The sequence below is a fragment of the Pedobacter sp. KBS0701 genome (genome assembly GCF_005938645.2).
Classification (GTDB): domain Bacteria; phylum Bacteroidota; class Bacteroidia; order Sphingobacteriales; family Sphingobacteriaceae; genus Pedobacter.
Window position 1 is genome coordinate 4951591 of sequence record NZ_CP042171.1, and the last position, 20986, is coordinate 4972576.

Annotated in this window: 15 protein-coding genes; 4 read left to right on the forward strand and 11 right to left on the reverse strand. The window is 41.5% G+C overall.

Annotated elements, in window-relative coordinates; translation table 11 throughout:
- Positions 1-12: 12 nt before the first annotated feature.
- Genes FFJ24_RS19940 through FFJ24_RS19950 form a run of 3 tightly spaced genes read right to left on the reverse strand, consistent with a single transcriptional unit; the run spans position 13 to position 4057 of the window.
- Entirely contained in the window at positions 13-1197 is a 1185-nt protein-coding gene (locus FFJ24_RS19940; RefSeq protein ID WP_138818912.1) for a glycosyltransferase, read from the reverse strand.
- Positions 1197-3356 carry a lipopolysaccharide biosynthesis protein gene (locus FFJ24_RS19945; protein WP_138818913.1) on the reverse strand — a complete coding sequence of 720 codons (2160 nt, stop codon included), beginning with the start codon at positions 3354-3356 and terminating at the stop codon, positions 1197-1199. Before FFJ24_RS19945 ends, FFJ24_RS19940 begins: the two co-directional genes overlap by 1 nt.
- Positions 3356-4057 (reverse strand): TolC family protein, encoded by a 702-nt coding sequence (locus tag FFJ24_RS19950; protein WP_138818914.1) that lies wholly within the window; start codon positions 4055-4057, stop codon positions 3356-3358. The genes FFJ24_RS19945 and FFJ24_RS19950 overlap by 1 nt, the downstream gene beginning before the upstream one ends.
- 84 nt (positions 4058-4141) lie before the next feature.
- Between FFJ24_RS19950 and FFJ24_RS26695 the strand changes: the two genes are divergently transcribed.
- The 4 genes from FFJ24_RS26695 (at position 4142) to FFJ24_RS19970 (ending at position 11604) form a co-directional block, all read left to right on the forward strand.
- A complete protein-coding gene (locus FFJ24_RS26695; protein ID WP_138818915.1) occupies positions 4142-4762 on the forward strand; it encodes a DapH/DapD/GlmU-related protein in 621 nt (206 codons plus the stop codon).
- A 169-nt stretch (positions 4763-4931) separates the two neighbouring features.
- Positions 4932-8543 carry an Ig-like domain-containing protein gene (locus FFJ24_RS19960; RefSeq protein ID WP_138818916.1) on the forward strand — a complete coding sequence of 1204 codons (3612 nt, stop codon included), beginning with the start codon at positions 4932-4934 and terminating at the stop codon, positions 8541-8543.
- Position 8544: 1 nt separating this feature from the next.
- Positions 8545-9465: a type IX secretion system membrane protein PorP/SprF gene (locus tag FFJ24_RS19965; RefSeq protein WP_138818917.1), complete on the forward strand. Its 921-nt coding sequence runs from the start codon at positions 8545-8547 to the stop codon at positions 9463-9465.
- 3 nt (positions 9466-9468) lie between these two features.
- On the forward strand, positions 9469-11604 hold the full coding sequence (locus FFJ24_RS19970; protein ID WP_138818918.1) for an OmpA family protein: 2136 nt from the start codon (positions 9469-9471) through the stop codon (positions 11602-11604).
- 110 nt (positions 11605-11714) lie between these two features.
- Here the strand turns inward: FFJ24_RS19970 and FFJ24_RS19975 are convergent, their stop codons facing one another.
- The 8 genes from FFJ24_RS19975 to rfbB all read right to left on the reverse strand — a co-directional run bounded on the left by FFJ24_RS19975 (position 11715) and on the right by rfbB (position 20579).
- Positions 11715-12797, reverse strand: coding sequence for a sugar transferase (locus FFJ24_RS19975; RefSeq protein ID WP_138818919.1), 1083 nt, complete (start codon positions 12795-12797; stop codon positions 11715-11717).
- Entirely contained in the window at positions 12784-13167 is a 384-nt protein-coding gene (locus FFJ24_RS19980) for a two-component system response regulator (RefSeq protein WP_138818920.1), read from the reverse strand. The genes FFJ24_RS19975 and FFJ24_RS19980 overlap by 14 nt, the downstream gene beginning before the upstream one ends.
- 1817 nt (positions 13168-14984) lie before the next feature.
- Positions 14985-15173, reverse strand: a complete 189-nt coding sequence (locus FFJ24_RS19985) for a hypothetical protein (RefSeq protein WP_138818921.1) — start codon at positions 15171-15173, stop codon at positions 14985-14987.
- A 487-nt stretch (positions 15174-15660) separates the two neighbouring features.
- On the reverse strand, positions 15661-16935 hold the full coding sequence (locus tag FFJ24_RS19990) for a nucleotide sugar dehydrogenase (RefSeq protein ID WP_138818922.1): 1275 nt from the start codon (positions 16933-16935) through the stop codon (positions 15661-15663).
- A gap of 259 nt (positions 16936-17194) precedes the next feature.
- The gene (rfbA, locus tag FFJ24_RS19995; RefSeq protein ID WP_138818923.1) at positions 17195-18055 is read right to left on the reverse strand and encodes a glucose-1-phosphate thymidylyltransferase RfbA; all 861 of its coding nucleotides are present in this window, start codon (positions 18053-18055) and stop codon (positions 17195-17197) included.
- A gap of 69 nt (positions 18056-18124) precedes the next feature.
- The gene (gene rfbD / locus FFJ24_RS20000; protein ID WP_138818924.1) at positions 18125-18982 is read right to left on the reverse strand and encodes a dTDP-4-dehydrorhamnose reductase; all 858 of its coding nucleotides are present in this window, start codon (positions 18980-18982) and stop codon (positions 18125-18127) included.
- Complete coding sequence (gene rfbC, locus FFJ24_RS20005) at positions 18979-19527, reverse strand: dTDP-4-dehydrorhamnose 3,5-epimerase (RefSeq protein ID WP_138818925.1); 549 nt, start codon at positions 19525-19527, stop codon at positions 18979-18981. Before rfbC ends, rfbD begins: the two co-directional genes overlap by 4 nt.
- A complete protein-coding gene (rfbB, locus tag FFJ24_RS20010; RefSeq protein WP_138818926.1) occupies positions 19527-20579 on the reverse strand; it encodes a dTDP-glucose 4,6-dehydratase in 1053 nt (350 codons plus the stop codon). Before rfbB ends, rfbC begins: the two co-directional genes overlap by 1 nt.
- Positions 20580-20986: the final 407 nt, after the last annotated feature.

Here is a 20986-nt window from a genome sequence, read left to right on the forward strand (position 1 = left end):
GGTTGGGCCAAATCATCTGCTGTTCTTTTTGAGGCTATGCCTGGTTGCCACGTTTGACTTATCAGAGACGATGGACCTGGCTAAGGATACAAACTGGTAAAATATAAATTTAGGAATATAAATCAGTGCCTTACGAATTTTTTTATCCGTTGTTTTGCTTAAAACCGGAATGAGAAAGCTGATTACATAGATGATCAGGGAAAAGAAAATCACCACGGCCAATAGCTGACTGGTAAATAGGCTGATGACCATTAATAAAACTGCCAGGGATAGGAATATAAACAGTGGAGGCCTCAACAGAACAGTGCCAAAGATAAGCTGATTGAGATTAGTACGTGCCAGACCTTTATAGAGAATTGCAAACCCAAACTTAAAGTACTTAAACCAGGTCGTGATCCAACGCGATCGCTGGCTGATCAATTGTTTTGGGGCAGAAGTTTTCTGATCGTAAACAATTGCAAACTGAGCAAAGGCAATCCTTTCGCCACCCGCAATCAACCGTGCCTGGAGTACTTTATCAAATCCGGCGCCCCTGATATCAATATCTTTTAACATGCTTACGTAGAGCGCTGAATCAAATGCCATACCTGAGCCGGCAAGTGTTGCAGATGAACCGAGGTCAAAGATTACCCTCCCGTCATAAAAATGGTAATAAATATCCCGTGCCGCATCCAGGCATGCAATTGTGGTCTCCAGGTTTTTTGCCGACCTCAGGCCCTGTACTGCACGGAACCCCAGATCAAAATACCTGTTTAATTCATTGATCAGTTGCGGATGAGCGAGGTTATCGCTATCCATAATTAATATGGTCTGATGTTGACGCGTAAAATGCTCAATGGCATAAAAGTGTGATGCGGTATTGCTGGCTAAAATACGTTCGGGAAACAAAACTTTAACACGGTCATCAGTGAACATAAGTGCCTCCGATGGCTTACAGTTATCTGCAACCACATAGACATGAAAGTTGTCATAATCCATATCCAGGAGGGATTTAACAGCATCGGCCACAAAATCTACCTGCTCATAGGCCGTTAAGATAATTCCGTAATCCCTGTGATTGGATCCCGGATGGATAGGTTTTGCCGGGTTAACTGAAAACTTCCAGCATAAAAACAGAACCATTGGGAAAACAAGATAGAAGCAGATGACGACTCCCAGAATGTATAATACCCCATGTCCTATTGCAAACCACTCCATTATCCTTTAGTCTTAAAAAACTCCAGCTCACCCGAACCCATTTCGGCCATGTTAAGTATCCACCCCCTAAAAACGCCGCTTTCTTTAAGCATGGCAAGGTAGGCCTTTTCGTCTTCACTGATCGATTCTCCCGATTTAAACACCGCAATGGCATCATTTGTAAAAGAAAGCCATTCCCTCACCAGGCTACTGCCATTAATGGCGGCAACATCAATAATGATCAGGTCATAAATTGTTTTTGCCCGTTCCAGCTGGTCGCTGATCTGCTGTGCGCTTGCAAGTTCAGGAAGAGACCGTTCATTCCCCCGGTTGGTTAGCACGGAGATCGTTTCTTTCTGCATCTGTTGTGCAAATTGTTCTTTTTCCTGCAGAAAGTCTTCTACATAGTGTCTGCTACCCTGATCCGGACTCAGGGATGGGTGCGTAAAATTTCCGTCTATTAACAATACCTTTCTGTTTGTTTTTTCCCATGACCTGGCAAGGCACCGGGCAAAAAAGCTTTTCCCCTCTGACGGACCAAGGCTGGAAATTACAATGACCTTGTCCTGCATAGCCGACTCCAGCTCATACCTGATCGAACGTATACTGGCCCAAAAATCACGATGGGCCGGATCCTCCCAGGAGCTGTTCAGCGATTCAACCGGGGCCGGGAGCTTTGGAATTGTTCCAAGTACAGGCACCGAGGTTTGGGCGCCTAATGTTTTTGCATCAAAAATCCGGCTGTCGGCGATGAAAACTACAAATAGGGCCACAATACAGAAAACAAGACTCACAACGCCACTGAGCACAACCAGCGAAAATTTCTTCGATGGCTGTACAAGCCCGCCAACACCCATCTGGACAATATTCATTTTAGATTCAACCCCGGATTCCAGGTTACTCTGATTATATTTGTTCAGGATATCCAGATACTCTTTACTGGCAATATCAACACTCATCTCCAGGGTCTGTACCTCTGCTTCCTGTGGAACCAAATTACTAAAATCCCTGGTCAGTGCATTAATTTTATTTTCAAGAGAGTTGATTCCATAACGGGATAAATCCATCTGTATTTCCAGATTGATCTTTTGATTGACCAGCTCTTGTTTAGCATTCAGGGGATTGTTAATGTATTGATCAGAAGATTTGTTGATCTGTTCACTCAACTGATTTCTCAGTGAGTCATAACTGTTTTTATACCTTTCGTCCAGGTCATTTTTAAGGTAGAGGTCGTAAAGGCTGCTTAGTTCTGCCTTTGTTTCAACCAGGCCCTGGTTTACCTTAGAGAGCCTGGACTCAATATAACTCCGCTCTTTAGGATTAAACTTTGCATCGATTTCATTAAGCGCACCCGCATAAGAAGCAGTCTTCTCAACAGCTTCCTGTTTTTTGGTATCGTAGTCTAAGATCAGGGCATATAACTGCTTGGATTGTTCGGTAAGATTTAAGACCTTGTTTCTGATCTTATAATTCTTCAGTCTGGCCATCCTGGTAGCGAGGGTATCCGTTTTTTCGGTGAGCATATCCCTCAAAAAATTATTCGCCTTATTCTGCGAAGCTTTGATAAGCGAAATGTAACCTTTAATAAATTCTGCGGACAGGGTGTTCACAATGTAGGCGGCCAGCTCCGGGCTTTCCGCTTCAGACTGTACAGTAATGAAATCGCTTTCTCCGGAACGGAAGACCGATATTTTGTTTTTAAGCCCGTCAGCATCGTAATTCATGGATTTGAGCACTCTGGAGAGCCCCTCCTGGTCAGGAATGGTAAGATCAAGTTCCTCGCTGTTTTCGTATTTTTGACGATACACCTCAATGGCATGGGCAACGGCGTCTTTATTCAGCGTTTCAACCAGGTCACTTTTGGGCTTAAAAGGCTTTTTAGCGGTTAGATCGTGTATAATCAATAAATATGAAACCTGATTGAGTACCCTTTTCATACGGATCATTTCGATAAGATTGCTGAACTGCTGACGCACCTGCTCTCCCTGAACCGCCTCAATGATTACAGACTGCTGCTGTGTTTCATCAACAATCCCTGTTGAAATCTGCGCCTGGGATATGTACGAACTCTTTAGGTTCCGTACCAAAAATGCAGTGATGATAATGGTAATCAAGGGAACCAATATCAGTGCCAGACGGTAGCGTTTGACAAATTTCAAAAATTTATATCCTTCAGCCATTATTTTATTTCTTCCAACTTTTTGACCGTTAATTCCTCCAGTGATATTTTTGCATTGAGGTAGCTGGCTTCCATCTGGAGCTTAGCCTGCAGGGCATTACTTAATGAATTTGATGCGCTGTTGTACTCTGCAAAGGTTATCTCGGCCTTTTGATATTTGATTTTCATGTTCTCAAAATTACTCTGCGCGGTAATATACATATCGTTAATAGGTGCCAGCGATTTCTGAAACTGGAGAAGCGTAACATATCTGGATTTTACCTGGGCCTCTAACTGAAGATAATATTCTGCCTGATTAGACTGGGCAATTTTTAGCTGTTCTTTTGCTTTTTTGATCTGACTTGGCTTGGTGAGCAGAGAACCGGGGTTTATGGCAATACCAAACTGATACCCGGTAAGCAGATCAGCGGTCTGCAGATCTACCACGGTATTGCTTGTGGCCTGGTTTGAACGTGCCACATACTGAAACGACAGCGGCTCCAACCATGAAAGTCGCGCTCCGGAAAGGTCACTTTTGGCCACATTGATCTGGTTACCAAGAGAACCCACCCTCGGATAGTTGGCTTTTGCCGTAGCCACAAGTTTCTCCATATACAGGTAAGAAACTTCGCTTAAAATACTTTCCTGAGCGAGAACGCTGTTTAACTTAAGCAGGGTGAAGATAAAAAACACCATTAACGGCTTGAGTTGGTTTCTAATCATAAAACGAGTGCAGTAAAGGTCAAATATATGGTTATGATTTAAATTATGCTAATATTGTAAAGATAACCATAATTAAGATTTGTAATGAAATCACTCTTAAAAGTAGTAAAGGGGAATGATAGACTAAAAAAACTAGTGCACTGGATGATGATCCCGACCGGAGAGGCCCGCCCAAGAACCTGGGTAAGTCTTTTTTTAAACCCTTTCTTTCATAAAAAAGGTAAAAACAGCCGCATCAGGTCAAGAACACGGCTGGATGTTTTGCCATTTAACCATTTCGAAATGGGCGATAACTCCATAATAGAGGATTTTTGTACCATTAATAATGGGGTTGGGGCCGTTTATATCGGAAACAGAACGCTCGTTGGCATGAGTAATGTACTTATAGGACCGGTAACTATTGGGGATGATGTGATTATGGCCCAAAATGTTGTCATCAGCGGCCTTAATCACTCCTACCAGGACATTAATCTTCCCATCTCCAAACAACCTGTTATTACATCTCCCGTCAAAATAGGCGAAGGCAGCTGGATCGCGGCAAATGTTGTGATAACAGCTGGAGTTACTATAGGGGTGCATACCGTGATTGCGGCGGGTGCCGTGGTTACCAAAGATGTTCCTGATTTTTGCGTTGCGGCGGGTAATCCTGCAAAGGTGATCAAACGCTATGATCCAAAAACGGAATTATGGTCTGGAACAAGTTAACGTATCAGTCTGCTTTATGGCAGACCTGGATTCTACCTTGCCGGAAATCAAAGGATTGCACTCTTTATTGGTTTGAGAAATATCAATAATTTCAGCGAAATATGCAATAGTGTGAAAATTTGCTTTTAACTTTGCAAGTTAAAGACCAACAAACTATTAATCCAAGTTTATGATAAAAATGTTACGCTTTCCGATAATATTCGTATTGTCTCTGTGTATCTTTAAAAACGCTTTTGCCCAGTTCCCTTATGTGGAAAGTTTCCGTAACGCTACCTCGCAGGGTATAATCTTTGGAGGTTCACCATCAGCTTTTCTAACCGCCGGTGGCAGCGGTTACAATGTAGCGACCTCCAGTCATACAGGGACTCCTCTGGATGCTAATGGAAACGGATACCTGAGGTTAACCAGCAATGTTCAAAACCAGAAAGGTTATGTCATCAATACGACCAATTTCCCTTCGGCCAACGGGCTTACGGTTACCTTTGAATATTATATCTACGGTGGTACAGGTGCCGACGGTATCAGTCTCTTTCTTTTCGATGCAAATGCAAATCCATTCGTCATTGGTGGCTTTGGCGGTTCGCTTGGATATGCGCAGATCACCACAACTACCCCTGTTTCTCCCGGGGTGAGCAATGGTTACCTGGCCATCGGCCTGGACGAATACGGTAATTTTTCCAATCCAACTGAAGGAAGGCAGGGTGGGGTAGGATTCAAACCTGGCTCCGTAACGCTTAGGGGCAAGGGAAATGGTGCGGCACTGACCTCTGGTAACTATAGCTACCTTACTACTGCTGAAGTAGAAAAATTCGGTTTCACGCTGGTAGGTGATGGAGGGCAACGTCAGCCCGATTCAACTAATGCCGGATATCGGAGAGTTTACATGGATCTGGCCCCACAACCGGCCGGAGGCTATAATATCACGGTGAAAGTTACACGTGGGGGAGCCAAGCCGATTACCACGACGGTGATTGAGAACTATTATTATGCTGAGGCAGCACCGGATAATCTCCGTTACGGGTTTGCATCCTCAACAGGTGACCAGACAAATTTCCACGAAATCAGACAGGTGCACATTGACGCGCATGATCAGTTCGGCTTAACAAATCCCCTGGCCAAAAATGATGCCTTAACGCTCTGTCAGGGAAACCAGGCTTTGGTAGATGTGACCGCTAATGATACGACAACAAACACAGGTGCAGTATTGAATAAATCGACCATTGATCTCGATCCTAACCAGAATGGGATACAGACGACCTATACCGTTTCAGGCAAAGGAACTTTTTCGGTAAATTCTCAGGGGAGTGTTCAATTCATACCTGAACAGAATCTCTCTGGTACGGTATCCGCAGCCTATACGGTAAAAGATTCATACGGAAGAACATCCAATCCGGCCACCATTTCATTAACCTACGTTACTGCACCAAATCAACCAGATGCGGGCACTGACCAGCTGATCAATATTTCTACTCCTACCACAACTTATGTACTGCAGGGCAATAGTGCCGGGACCAACAGTGGACTATGGACACAGTCATCAGGACCAACCGGAACATCGCTACTAAATGCGCAGCAGCCGAACACCACTATAAATAACTTAACCGGCGGCATTTACATATTCAAATGGACGTTAACTTCTCCGGGAGGATGTCAGCGCTCAGACGAAGTTCAGCTTATTGTTAACCATATCCCCGTAGCCATTAATGACACCATCACCACAAGCAGGGATACCAATATCCCAATCAGCGTACTTGGCAATGATACCGACGCCGATGGCAACTACACAATAAATCCCTCAACCATCATCATCAAAAGCCAACCCATGCACGGAACTCTTGTTGTTGATCCGGTTAGTGGCATCGTGAATTATAGACCTGCGGCTAATTATAGTGGCTATGATTCATTTGTATATACGGTAAAAGATAATTATGGTGCCGAATCCAATACAGCAATCGTAAACATCGCTGTAAATATCAAGCCTGTTGGCGTGGCCGATATGGCCAATACGACGACTGATCTGCCTGTAACCATACACGTAATGGATAATGATCCTGGCAAAGCGGGATCAATTGTTATCAAAAAAACAGATCCGCTAAAGGGTACAGTAGTGCTCAATACTGATGGAACTTTTACTTACTCGCCTAATGCCGGCTTTAGTGGAAAAGACAGTTTTACCTACAGCATACAGAATAAAGAGGGGTTACAATCTGATCCAATTACCGTAACCATTAATGTGAAGCCTTCCGGCAATCCTGATGTGGCCGCTACGGTAGCGGGAAATCTGGTTACGATCCCAGTAAAGGAAAATGATCCTGCTAAAACCGGTACCACAATTTCCCTACAGCTTCCCCCATCGAATGGCAATGTAGGTTTTGACGCATCAGGAACCCCGGTTTATACTCCAAATCCAGGTTTTTCGGGAAAAGATACTTTTACCTACACCCTGAAGACCGCGGACGGACTTTCCTCGGACCCCATCAGCGTAACCGTCTCTGTAAAACCATTAGGCTCTCCCGATGCCTATACCACTCCTTTTAACCAGTCCGTTGAAATCCCGGTGAAAGATAATGACATTAGCAAAAACGGTACTACTGTGGTATGGGTAACGCCCCCTGCGCACGGCAATATAAGCTTAAACCCTACTACCGGACTACCGCTTTATTTACCTGGTACAGGCTTTAGCGGTCAGGATGTTTTTAGTTATGTCTTAAGGACTGCTGACGGCATTGATTCAGACCCGATAACCGTAACAGTAACAGTACGCCCGGCGATCGTAATAAATGCACCTGATATCAGCGTGGAAACACCGGTAAACGGCCCGAAAGTAATTGATGTTCCCATCCCATCAGGTGGAAAGATTACCATAACTGACCCTCCGAAGCATGGCAGCATAACTTTTGATCCCATCACTGGTCAACCGATTTACACGCCTAATCCGGGCTATTCGGGCCCTGATGAGTTCACTTATATCATTGTGGATAAAGACGGGAACCCATCTACTCCGGGTAAGGTTACTATTGTGGTGCTTATCCCAGGCAAAATCGGACTGGCTAAACGGTTAAAATCAGCACCTGTCCGAAATCAGGATGGAAGCTATACCCTAAGCTATTCATTTGTGCTGACCAATTTTGGCCAGATAGCCATAAGGGATCTTACTGTGACTGATGATCTGTTTGCAACTTTCAGGGGAAACACCTTTGAAGTACAAAAGATCAGCGCAACCGGCGGACTCACCGCAAATAGTAGTTTCAACGGCTCATCTAATAAAAATATGCTAACAGGGAGCAATACCCTTGCTAAATCTGCTTCGGGCACGATTGATATCGAAATCAGGGTATCTCTGGACAAGTATGACGGCAGTTTCAGTAACCTGGCTACTGCTGAAGGATTTTCAGTAAGTGATAACAGCAAGACTACAGATGTTTCAACGGATGGGACTAAACCAGATCCCATTACCGCAGGAGATGTCAGTCCATCGCAGCCAACCGTAATTAACCTGATCAGGGAAGATCTTTTCATCCCGGGAGGGTTTTCGCCAAACAATGACGGCATCAATGATTATTTTGTTGTAGGCAATACCAACGGGAAAAACATTAACCTGGACATTTTTAACCGCTGGGGAAATCTGATCTACCGGTCGAAAAGTTATCAGAACGACTGGAACGGAAAATCAACCGAAGGTATCCATGTCGGAGAAGAAGTTCCTGCAGGAACCTATTACTATGTTTTGACCATTGATGGAACGGATAGACGTGTGGGCTACATTACAATTAACAGATAAGATGAAAAGATATATTATAATTTTAATATTGTGCCTGCTTTTTATTAAAAGTTGGGGGCAGCAGGATGCTATGTATACACAGTATATGTTCAATACCCTCGCCATAAACCCTGCATACGCCGGAAGCAGGAACCTGGTGTCGGCAACTGCACTTTACCGTAATCAGTGGACAGGAATAGAGGGAGCACCCAGAACCGGTACCTTTAGTATTGATGCTCCTGTATTAAATAAAAGATTTGGCGTGGGCCTGCAGGTTTTTAGCGATAAACTGGGTATTACTCAAACCACGGGCGGTTCTGCAAGCGCTGCCTACCGGATAAGAATGGAAAAAGGAAGTCTGAGCTTTGGCCTGCAAGGCTCTGTTAGCCATTATAGTGCGAGGCTCAGCAGCGTTTTATTAAATTCAAATCCGGGCAATGATCCTGCATTTATGAATGATGCAAGTAAAACGCTTTTTAACTTTGGAACCGGAATATATTACAATTCGGACAAATTCTACCTGGGTCTTGCTGCGCAGGATCTGCTCAACAATAGCCTCAACAACGCTTCAGGTGGAGACAACCTTCAGGCCAGACAGGTTCCGCATCTTTTCCTGACCGCGGGTTATGTATTTCCACTTGCTGCAGACTTCAGGCTGAAACCTTCATTTTTGATCAAGGGCGTAAAAGGTGCCCCTTTAGAAGCTGACCTTAATGCAACACTATGGATCAAAGATGTACTGGCCATCGGAGCCGGTTACAGGACAAGCGCCGACATCAGCGCGCTGCTGGAAGTGCAGGTTAGCCCCCAGATACGTATTGGCTATAGTTATGACAGAAGCACCACTGAGCTGCAAAACTTTAACTCTGGCAGTCATGAAATTATGCTCAGGTATGAATTCGGGTTTGAAAAAAACAAAATATTATCACCAAGATTTTTCTAAGTTATGAAACTTGACATTAAAGTAGCCTTACCAATATACCTCTGCCTTACTTTCATCCTGTGCTCCGCAACGCATGCCCAAAACAGTTCAGCTAACCAGAACGATCTGAATATGGCGCGTAAAAGTTTTAACTCGCTCGAATACGTCTCTGCAATAAGTAAACTAAAGAAAGTGCTGGCAAAAGATTCATCCAATCTGGAGGCAATAGAAATGCTGGCCTATAGTTTCAGGATGACCAAAAATTATCCAGGAGCACTGAAAACATATCGAAAGCTGACCGGACAATCAGCCATGAAGAACGAATGGGCATTATATTACGCCGAAAGCCTCGCTAACAACCAGCAGTATGAAGAATCGGAGAGGTGGTATAGAAAATATCTCTCCCTGGTACCTGTTGATAAAAGAGCAGCGGCTTTCGCATCCACAAACCTGTCTAAGATCAATAAAAACCCAAATCACTGGCAGGTAGGTTTTTTGAACATTAACACTCAGGCCTCTGAATATTCGCCCGCATTCTACAAAGAAGGTCTTCTGTTTTCAAGTAACAGGCAATCAGAAAATTTTTCAAAACACATTTTTAAATGGGACAATACGCCATTCAGCAAGTTCTATTACGTCAACAAACTCGCAGATTTAAAGGTAATTAACCCAGATAGCCTGATCAATTCAAAAAGTCGTGATAAACAGAAAATCAGATATAATGATGATGATACGCCAGAAACCAGTAATGATAACAACATCTTGTCTGCCTATACCGGCACCATAGAGAGAGATACCCTAAACCTCATTTATGGCCAGAACAAACTAGTAAAAAAACTGGGTGGACTATTTAATAACAGATATCACACTGCGGCAGCGGCAGCATTTCCCGATGGATCAATCATTTTTACGGGAAACAATTATTTAAAAGGAAAAACCTCCAGGAGTGCCGATGGAACCATTAAACTGAAACTTTACACGGTGTATGGGCCTGATCTCAATTCAATCAAAGCGTTTCCATATAATAGCGATGAATATTCTACTGGTCATCCGGCGCTGACTCCTGATGGCAATATCCTCGTTTTTGCTTCTGACCGTCCCGGCGGCTTTGGTGGGACAGATTTATATTACTGCGTAAAAGCCGGGCATGGGGAATGGACGAGTCCGGTAAACCTGGGCAAGCTAATCAACACGGAGGGCAATGAAATGTTCCCAAGTTTTGACCACGATGGAAATCTGTTCTTCTCTTCAACCGGACTTGCCGGTCTTGGAGGATTAGACCTATTTCAGGTGCCACTCAAAGAAATGAAACCGACCACTTCGCCTGTCAACATGGGATCTCCAATAAACTCATCTAAAGATGACTTCGCACTCATTATAACCCCGGATGGTAAAAAAGGATATTTCAGTTCAAACAGGGAGGGAAATGACAATATTTATGAATTCAGGCGATCTTCCTATAAAATTATTCTACAGGGAACCCTTACAGATGCAAGGACCCGGATCCCCCTCCCCGGAGGCCGTATCCTCATGCACCACCTTGATGGTAATGATACTATTAAAACGGATAACAAAGGGCGGTTTAGAAGAGAGCTCCCTGCGGAGACAGATTATGAAGTCACAGCTCAAAAACTAGGTTATATCAACAATATCCAGTTTACCACCTCAGTAGGGATCCAAAAGGATTCAGTGATTAATCTCGACATCAGGCTCAATAGAACGGAAAGTGCCCAACAGTATGTCTTAAACCATTGCGACTCGCTAAAGAAAGTCTTTTCGGTAAAAAACATATACTATGATCTTGATAGATCAGAAATCAGACCTGATGCCAGGGGCGCACTTAACGAGCTCGCAGAACTGATGAGAAAATACCCGGAAATTACGATTATAACATCAAGCCACTGTGACAGCAGGGCATCTGAAGAATACAATAGAAACCTGTCTTTAAGACGTGGTGAATCTGCTAAACAATATCTGGTTGCACGCGGAATACGCTCGGACCGGATCAAAGTGGAATATTATGGGAAAACCCGGTTGGTGAATCGCTGCTATGATGGCGTCAACTGTTCAGAGGAAGACCAACAGCTTAACAGACGGACCGAATTTGATGTAATTCTACAGGGCGTTAATATCACCAGAGAGAACTGTGCAGACAGATAGACAACAAAGGCGATAGCGTTGGGATCTGTAAATATTTATAAATCATTAAAAAGTTTTTCAGAAATGATTAGCTTTTTAATGATTGATAACAGCTAACACGATTGAAAGGGTTACACTTTTTCTCTTTGCTTCATCGCGGGGAATGTGGCGAGAAGGATGACCAGGTCCAGCCTTAAAGAATATTTTTTGGCGTAAAAATTATCAAGTTTCTTACGCTCCCGTTCAGACATTTCCCCTTTCCCACGCCTGCTTACCTGCCACAGACCAGTAAGCCCGGCAGGTGCCAGAAAGCGTAAAGCCCATTCATCAGAAGTTAGCGACTTTGCCTCGTAAAGCGGCAAGGGACGGTTTCCAACGAGAGACATATCTCCCCTGATCACATTGAAAAGCTGTGGTAGCTCATCTAAACTATATTTGCGTAAAAAAGCACCCACCCTGGTAACCCTGGGATCATCCTTTATCTTGATAAAGGTGGCTGGTGTACCATCACTGGGCGTATACTGGTTGAGTTCAGAAAGTTTGACCAAATCATCACTGCTTTGGTGGCGCATAGAGCGGAATTTAAAAAAATCAAATATTTTGTAGCCTGCCCCGACACGTTTGCTCCTGTATATTATCGGCCCTTTGGATTCTATGCGGATTAGAAGCGCTATAAGCGTAAATAAGGGAAGCAACAGGAGAAAAAAAAAGCATGAAATGCACAGGTCAAAAATCCGCTTTTTTACTGGAAAATCGGTCTTTAAACTGATTGCAGCAGCACCACTCACCCGGGGCTGAAAAGAGCGTAGCCGGATCAGGAATTTAATCCTGTTACAAAGATCATTTGCAGGAATTGGGGAAATATACAGATCTCCAACATTAAGCATCAGGGCAACCCGGGATAAATCCGGACTCGGTGAGGCAGATAAAAATATAATGACTATCTCCCTAAGCAAGCTGTTCAGCTTTAGTTTCTCTACAAACCTAAAACATTCACCACCTTCATCCACTTCTATCAAGATCGCATCCGGAAGACTCAGCAGGGTCTGCTTCGAAACATACTCTCCCAAAGTTGCAATTTCCTTTTGGGTTTCGACCCTAAAATGACGTTGAAGTTGCGGAAGGAGATCAGGAAGAAAGGCTTCTCCGGCATAGATAACGTGGGTATAATCACTATTAACTATTCCATTGGCCCGATCATCAGTTGACTGCATGGTTAGCTAATATGTTACTCATTGCTGTTTCGAGATCGAGTGGATTGAATGGCTTGGAAAAGTATGCATCAACTTTAAAAGGGATCGCGCTTATCTGAGTAGAAAGATCTTTGATCCCAGAAAGAATGATGATCGGAATATGCCTGTAAAGCCCGCTGATTTTTAGATTGCTGATGAGGTCAGATCCGCTCATGTACGGCATATTGATTTCCGAAATGATGATGTCAGGCATATTTCCCTTATGTAACCATTGCATCGCTTCCACGGATCCCGACTGCATTGAAAGGTCATATCGGTTTCCCAAAATCACTCCCAAAAAGTTTAGCATGTGTATTTCTGAATCAATTACCAGAATTTTTTTGAGTTCCATATTGTCGGTCTAGTTTAAACAAATTTAACCAGAACTTGTATAATAAAAAATACAATTAGTTTAATTATTACATTTATTGACATAGATCAAATAGAATATATCATTTCTGATACAAAATTCAGATTGGTTTTAATATTATTAGCTGGCTAATATGTCCGGCCGGGTTGGCGAACTGGAAGTGATGTATTTAATCTTCCTCAAAAAGAAGAATAAACTGAGTTAATAAACTCAATTAAAACAAGTCGCAGATCATTTCTTATTAATCATCTAAGCCTTTCAGAACGTTACGGACAGATATGAACAAATTGCATTTCTGCTGCCCGTGCCAAAAATTAAGAAGTTCTTTTTTGCACGCTTTACCATAATTTTTTATATTAGGTTAATCAAAAGCGATGATAACCCAAATCAATCCCGCTGATTAAAAATCCCAAAAAATATTTTCCAAGTCCACCTTTACGCCACATTTACCCCACGTTTTAGCCACCTTCCGGCCAGGTTTGCCAGACACCTGCCTGCACACTGCTTAACACTTGCTTTGGTGGAGTAATGCCCCTGGTGGAGATCAGGTAGATCAAAGATTTGACTCGCTTTAGATCGGCAGGCTAACAATAGCTAAATAAAAGAGAAAGGGAAAGTTACCTTAAGGTATTGCTGGTATATAGCTGTGTCGGAACAGCCGGTTAAAGAAAACAATAAACGGCTGTCCGGATTTTTTTTATCCCGCTCTGTCCCTGGAGTTAAGCACAGCATCTCTGGATACAAGAATAAACCGGATTTATAAACTCAGTTAAAACGGGTCACTGATTTTTTTTCTATTATTAATCCATTAAGCCCTTCAGAACGCTATTTTCAAACATGGTTGCTAGTGTGGTGTCATTTCGACCGAAGTGAGCCTATATCAAAAAGATTTACGCTGGTTCAAAAGGCAATTATATTTTGATACGTCGTTCCCAACCCGATAGCTATCGGGTTAATTGGGAATCCTAATGCTATTGCAGAGCGCTTTGAGGTTCCCGCCTGCGCCTATCGTGTGGACACATCTTTTAAGTATTTTTAGGCGTTTTGCTAACTAACTTTAATGAAGCACGGATTATAACCAAGGACGTTGTCAATCCCAAGAGCCGGGGAAATCAAAAAAACAGGTGCACAACAGTAAAAATGGCAGTAATAAACCTGAAACGCAGTGGTTTTGTGTTCATAACCGATAATTTAATTTTTAAAAAAATATAGAACACAAACCCCGCAGGGCTCAATCAGACCAAAGAAAACACACACAATACCTGATTAAATGAAGTGTCACTGTTTTTTTGTTGCGCATGAGATTGTGTAAAAGGCTCATTGCTGGATCCGATAGCCATCGGATGACAAAGCGCTTTGGGTACTTTGGCGCTCCAAAATGCGCAGCATTCTTGAACACAGCTAAAAACAACATTAACTGTGAAAAACTACCATGCCCCGCGGCATAGAGCGATAGAAGAATGTTATAATTAATTGTGTCCACACGATAGGCCTGCGCGGGAATGACGCAGAACGAAATAAAATTATGGCCTTAAGTGCTGGATTTTACTTTTGATAAAGCCTCATTTTGCTAGGCTTCAGTCGAAATCAGGGTGATTCTTTTAAATCTTTAATTGATAGCATGGCCTATTGCTTTATTAATGCGTTGAAATGATCTTCGACTAGGCTCAGACCGGCATACAAAATAAATTTTACTTAAATTTAAAAAACTGTATATCAGCAAGATAAAGCATCTTCAACCAAAATGTACGGCGAAAGCTAATGGCCATTTATTTACTAAGCTTTTTATTTCAACAAGCTCAAAAATTTTTAATGGTACCGAAGTATGCCGCTTTTATTTCAACAGCCTGCAGGCCATCTTCTACAAATCTTATCCTGAACTGCACCTCATCCGAGACATTAATTCCATGATCAGCGTTTACAGTAAAAAAAATTATATCCTGATCATGATCATCGATGATCTCACCAACTCCACTAGAGAGATCCATTTTTGATATCTTCCCAAACCTTAACATATTTCTCAACTTTACGTATGAAGTGGACAGCTAATAAAAACTGCTTAAAAAGACCGCATCATTTATCTGATGAAGCCTCAAACACGGGACAATAAAAATAAGAAAGCCATCAGATATTCATTATTAATCATATTGTAAAGAGACACAATATATAATTTAACCTAAAAAGCGTTCAAAATTTAAAAAATAAATAAAATATTAACATCAAATCAACGACACACAGAAAAATCAGGCATCAAAATAAATCAAAAATTCAGAAATCCTCTTGATTTTAAATATCTTACCCGAAGATAATAAATAAAACTGACGCATAAACAAAAAAAGAGTAAATTAACGGTATAAAAAATCACCATATACTGAATTTCAAGCTAGAATTTAATTGATTTCTATAAAAAACCCGATTCAAAAAGATACAAGCGTTGCACTATCCGTCAATGAAATCATGTCACATCAGATACCTTTATAGTCTACCATCAACTAAATCGCGCGGAATAAACGATTTGGTATCGAAAATAACTGCTCCTTCCTTTCTAAATTCCTCATATCCGACACCAATGAACTGATGGTGAGAAACTGCCAGAATTAAAGCGTCATATTGATATCCAAACTGCTTTACCAGCTGAAAACCATACTCCTTTTCAACTTCCTGCGGATTAGCCCAGGGATCAAAAACATCAACTTCCAGGCCAAAGGAAAGCAGTTCCCGATAAATATCGATTGCCCTGGTATTGCGGATATCGGGACAATTTTCTTTAAAAGCAAAGCCCAGGATCAGAACTTTCGCACCACTGATCCTTTTATCCCTGGCAATCATCATTTTAATAACCTTGTTTGCAACAAACATCCCCATGTTGTCGTTAACGCGCCTTCCTGAAAGTATTACCTCTGGCTTATAGCCCAGGGATTCGGATTTGTAGGCAAGATAATAAGGATCAACACCAATACAATGGCCCCCAACCAGTCCGGGTTTATAATTTAGAAAATTCCATTTTGTAGAGGCAGCGGCCAGTACATCAGCAGTATCTATCGCCATTTTGTCGAAGATTAATGCCAGTTCATTGACAAATGAAATATTGACGTCCCGTTGCGCATTTTCTATTGCTTTTGAAGCTTCTGCAACTTTAATACTAGGTGCCAGATGCGTGCCGGCGGTAATAATGGAAGCGTAAAGTTGATCGATCTGACTAGCAATTGCAGGGGTAGAACCCGAGGTGACCTTTTTTATTTTGGTCAGGGTGTTAATTTTATCGCCAGGATTAATACGCTCCGGCGAATAGCCACAGAAAAAATCAACATTATATTTTAAGCCTGAAATCTTCTCTAAAACAGGCACGCAATCTTCTTCAGTACATCCAGGGTAAACGGTAGACTCATAAATTACAATGTCACCTGCTTTGAGCACAATGCCCAGCATTTTACTGGCTCCAAGCAGAGGCCCCAGATCTGGCCGTTTAAGATGATCAATAGGTGTAGGCACAGTAACGATGTAGATTGTGCAACCTGCCAGATCAGGGAGGCTCGCACTGAGCGTTAATCCTGTTTCAGAGGAAGAAAGTACAGACTGCAAATCATCCAAATTCGCTTCATTTGTCCGGTCATTCAGCTGATTTAACTCAGCTACGCGAGTCTCATTGGTGTCGAAGCCAACAACTTTATACTTTTTAGCAAATTCTATCGCCAGCGGTAGTCCAACGTAACCCAAACCAATAATGGCAATCTGCTTTTTTGTATTCATTTTTTTTCGGTGATTGAGCAAAGATAAGATAAATGGAGGATGCTTTAACCGGACTTGAATTAAATGCTGGCAATCTTTTAAACACAAAGGGCAGAGAAATATAAATAAAACATGCTTAAATGCTCTTATGTGTAGAAATTTTGGGTATAGGCCTAGATCCTTTACTACACCCAGGATGTCAAAAATCTAAAAAAAAATCACCAATCATGCCATTGGCCCTGATTGGTGATTATTAAGGATATATAAACTATAATAAATATTATTTAATCTGTTTCAACAGATAACTTCCGTAACCACTTTTAACAAGCGGAGCAGCAATAGCTTTAAGCTGATCGGCATTGATAAAACCCATGCGATATGCAATTTCTTCAATACAACCTATTTTTAAGCCCTGGCGTTCTTCTATGATCTGCACAAATTGTCCGGCTTGCATTAATGAAGTGAAAGTTCCGGTATCTAACCAGGCCGTTCCACGGCTCAATACGCCAACTTTTAGTTTACCACGCTCCAGATAAACTCTGTTTACATCAGTAATTTCATATTCTCCACGTGGGGAGGGTTTAACATCCTTTGCGATTTGGACTACCTCATTATCATAAAAATATAATCCAGGCACCGCATAATCGGATTTGGGTTTGATAGGTTTTTCTTCAATAGAAATAGCCTTTTTATCTGCATCAAACTCCACTACGCCATAGCGTTCAGGATCCGATACCTGGTAGGCAAATACCACCCCTCCATCCGGATCAGAACTGGCCTGTAATAATTTTGCCATCCCGTCACCATGAAAAATATTATCCCCTAAAACTAAAGCCACTTTATCTTTACCGATAAATTCTTCGCCGATTACAAAAGCCTGGGCTAGGCCATTTGGTTCGGCCTGTACGGCATAACTAAATTTGCAACCTAATGAAGCACCATCACCCAATAACTTCTCGAAATTTGGAAGATCATGCGGGGTAGAGATAATTAAAATTTCTTTTATCCCGGCCAGCATTAAAGTAGATAAAGGATAATAAATCATCGGTTTATCATAAACCGGCATCATTTGTTTACTACAGGCAAGCGTTAAGGGATGCAAACGGGTTCCGCTGCCACCAGCTAAGATTATACCTTTCATTAGTATTAGATTTGAGATTTGAGACATTAGATTTGAGATGAAAGCGCTATCTCAACATCTGTATTAATTCTATTTATTAATTTGTTTTATACACTCTACCAAACTATCTCTCCAATAAGGGATTTCGATATTAAAAGTTTCTTTAGTTTTGGTTTTATCCATCACCGAAAATGCCGGGCGTGAAGCTTTGGTTGGGTAAGCAGAACCTGGAATAGGATTTACTTTAACCCTGGTTTCGCTAATGTCAAAAATAGCTTTTGCAAAATCGAACCAGGAGGTTACCCCTTCATTGCTGAAATGATATACCCCATAAGCAGTTGATGAAGAAAGAATAATGTCAAAAATTGCATTTGCAAGATCAATAGCATAGGTTGGTGTTCCCACCTGGTCTGCAATAATATTTAGTTCATCACGCTCTGCACCAAGTTTAAGCATGGTTTTTACAAAGTTATTGGCGTATTCAGAATACAACCAGCTGGTGCGGATGATAAAATGAGCTGACAATTTAGCTTGTACCGCCAGTTCGCCATCCAGTTTGGTTACGCCATAAACACTAATAGGTTTTGCTTCATCATCTTCCTTTAATAATTTCACTTCATTACCTTCGAAAACGAAATCTGTAGAAACATGAACTAATGTAGCACCGTTTGCCAGGCAGGCAGAAGCCAGATAGGCGGCACCAGTTTCGTTAATGGATTTAGCAAGATCAACTTCGTCTTCTGCTTTATCAACAGCAGTATATGCTGCACAATTGATTACAAAGCCTGGTTGCTCTTTCGCCAAAAGGTCATTCAAACCACTTTCATTTAGAATGTTGGCATCCTGTTCTGCAGGAAAAACAATTTCCGTGATTCCTCTTCGCTCAGCTACAACCTTTAAACACTGGCCTAACTGCCCACCAGCGCCAATTACTAATATCTTACTCATATATGCTGTAGTTCGGCAAATGGTTTTAAAAGTAAATCTTTATCAGAAACGGCCTGATCTTCTTCAGGGATTAACCAATCGATATTCAGATCCGAATCGTTATAGATCACTCCTGTTTCTGATGCCTTATTGAAAAAGTTATCACATTTATATAAAAATTCTGCGGTTTCACTTAAAACAGAAAAACCATGTACAAACCCTCTTGGAATATACAATTGCAATTTATTTTCAGCACTCAGGCGTACGGCAATGTGTTTTCCGTATGTTGGCGAACCTGGGCGTACATCTACCGCAACATCCAGCACTTCTCCTTTGGTTACCCTTACGAGTTTGGCCTGGGCAAATTCACCGGTTTGTGCATGTAAACCACGGATGACCCCATAAGAAGAATAGGATTGGTTATCCTGAACAAATCTTCCTGATAAACCAGTTTTATCTTCAAAGGTATTTTGATTGAAACTTTCGAAAAAATATCCTCTCGGATCTTCAAATACCCTTGGTTTGATAATCAGACAGTCTTTTAATCCTGTTTGTTCAATTTCCATTATTTACTGCTGTACTGTTGTTCGTAATAAGATTGATAATTACCAGAAGTAACATTGTTTAACCAGTCTTCGTTTTGAAGGTACCAGTCTACTGTTTTGGCCAATCCCTCTTCAAACTGTAAGCTCGGCACCCAATCTAATTGATTTTGCAGTTTAGTCGAATCAATGGCATAACGCAAATCATGACCGGCACGATCGGTAACATAAGTAATTAATTTAGCTGATTCTCCGGTTTCGCGACCAAGTTTCTGATCCATAATCGTACAAAGCAAATTAATCAGATCAATATTTTTCCACTCGTTATGTCCGCCAATATTGTAGGTATCCCCGGTTTTCGAATTGTGGAAAATTACATCAATTGCCCGGGCATGATCTTCAACCCATAACCAGTCGCGCACGTTTTCACCTTTACCATAAACAGGTACAGGTTTGTTATTTTTAATATTGTTGATGGCTAATGGAATCAGCTTCTCCGGAAAATGATGAGACCCATAGTTGTTAGAACAATTAGAAATTACGCAGTCTATGCCATAAGTATCATGATATGCTCTTACAAAATGATCTGAGCTCGCTTTTGATGCTGAATATGGGCTATGCGGATCGTAGGCGGTAGTTTCGGTAAACATACCTTCCTCACCTAAAGCACCATAAACCTCATCCGTACTTACATGGTAAAAACGTTTTTTATCATAATCACCTTTCCAGTATTCACGGGCAGCATTTAATAAATTTACAGTCCCAATCACATTAGTAATTACAAAAGCTGTTGGATCTGAAATAGAACGGTCTACATGACTTTCTGCTGCAAGGTGAATTACGGCATCAAAGTTTTCGGCTTTAAACAAATCGAATATTGCAGTAGCATCCGCAATATCTTCCCTTACAAATCTATAATTCGGCTTATTTTCAATATCGGTTAAGTTAGCCAGATTACCTGCGTAAGTAAGTTTGTCTAAATTGACAATTTCGTATTGAGGATAGTTATTAACAAAACGGCGAACTACATGAGAGCCAATAAAGCCCGCACCACCAGTAATTAAGATTTTCTTCACGTTATTAAATGATTTTCAGTCCTGCTAAATTAAGTTTTTTTTTGGACAACAAACAACTTAATCTGAGAATATTAATAAACTGAATTGCTAAATATCAACTTCTGTTTAGCAAATTGATAAAGATACTGCTTATCAGGCAATCTAATCTCTGTTTTTTAATCAATAACGGCAGGCACTTACTAATTTACCCCCTTTTACCCCTTTAATCAGTATCAATTACCAGTAATTATACTTTTCACTTCTCATATTAAGGATCTTTTTTTATAATTACCCCTATTAAAAAGGGTTAAAAGCCTGGCTAACGCTTAAAGCTATAGTTTGAGCCGTTCTTTACATGACTTCATATAATAGAATAATGTAATTTTAAAGAAAATAGAATAAAAATTCAATTCTATACCCATCTGAAT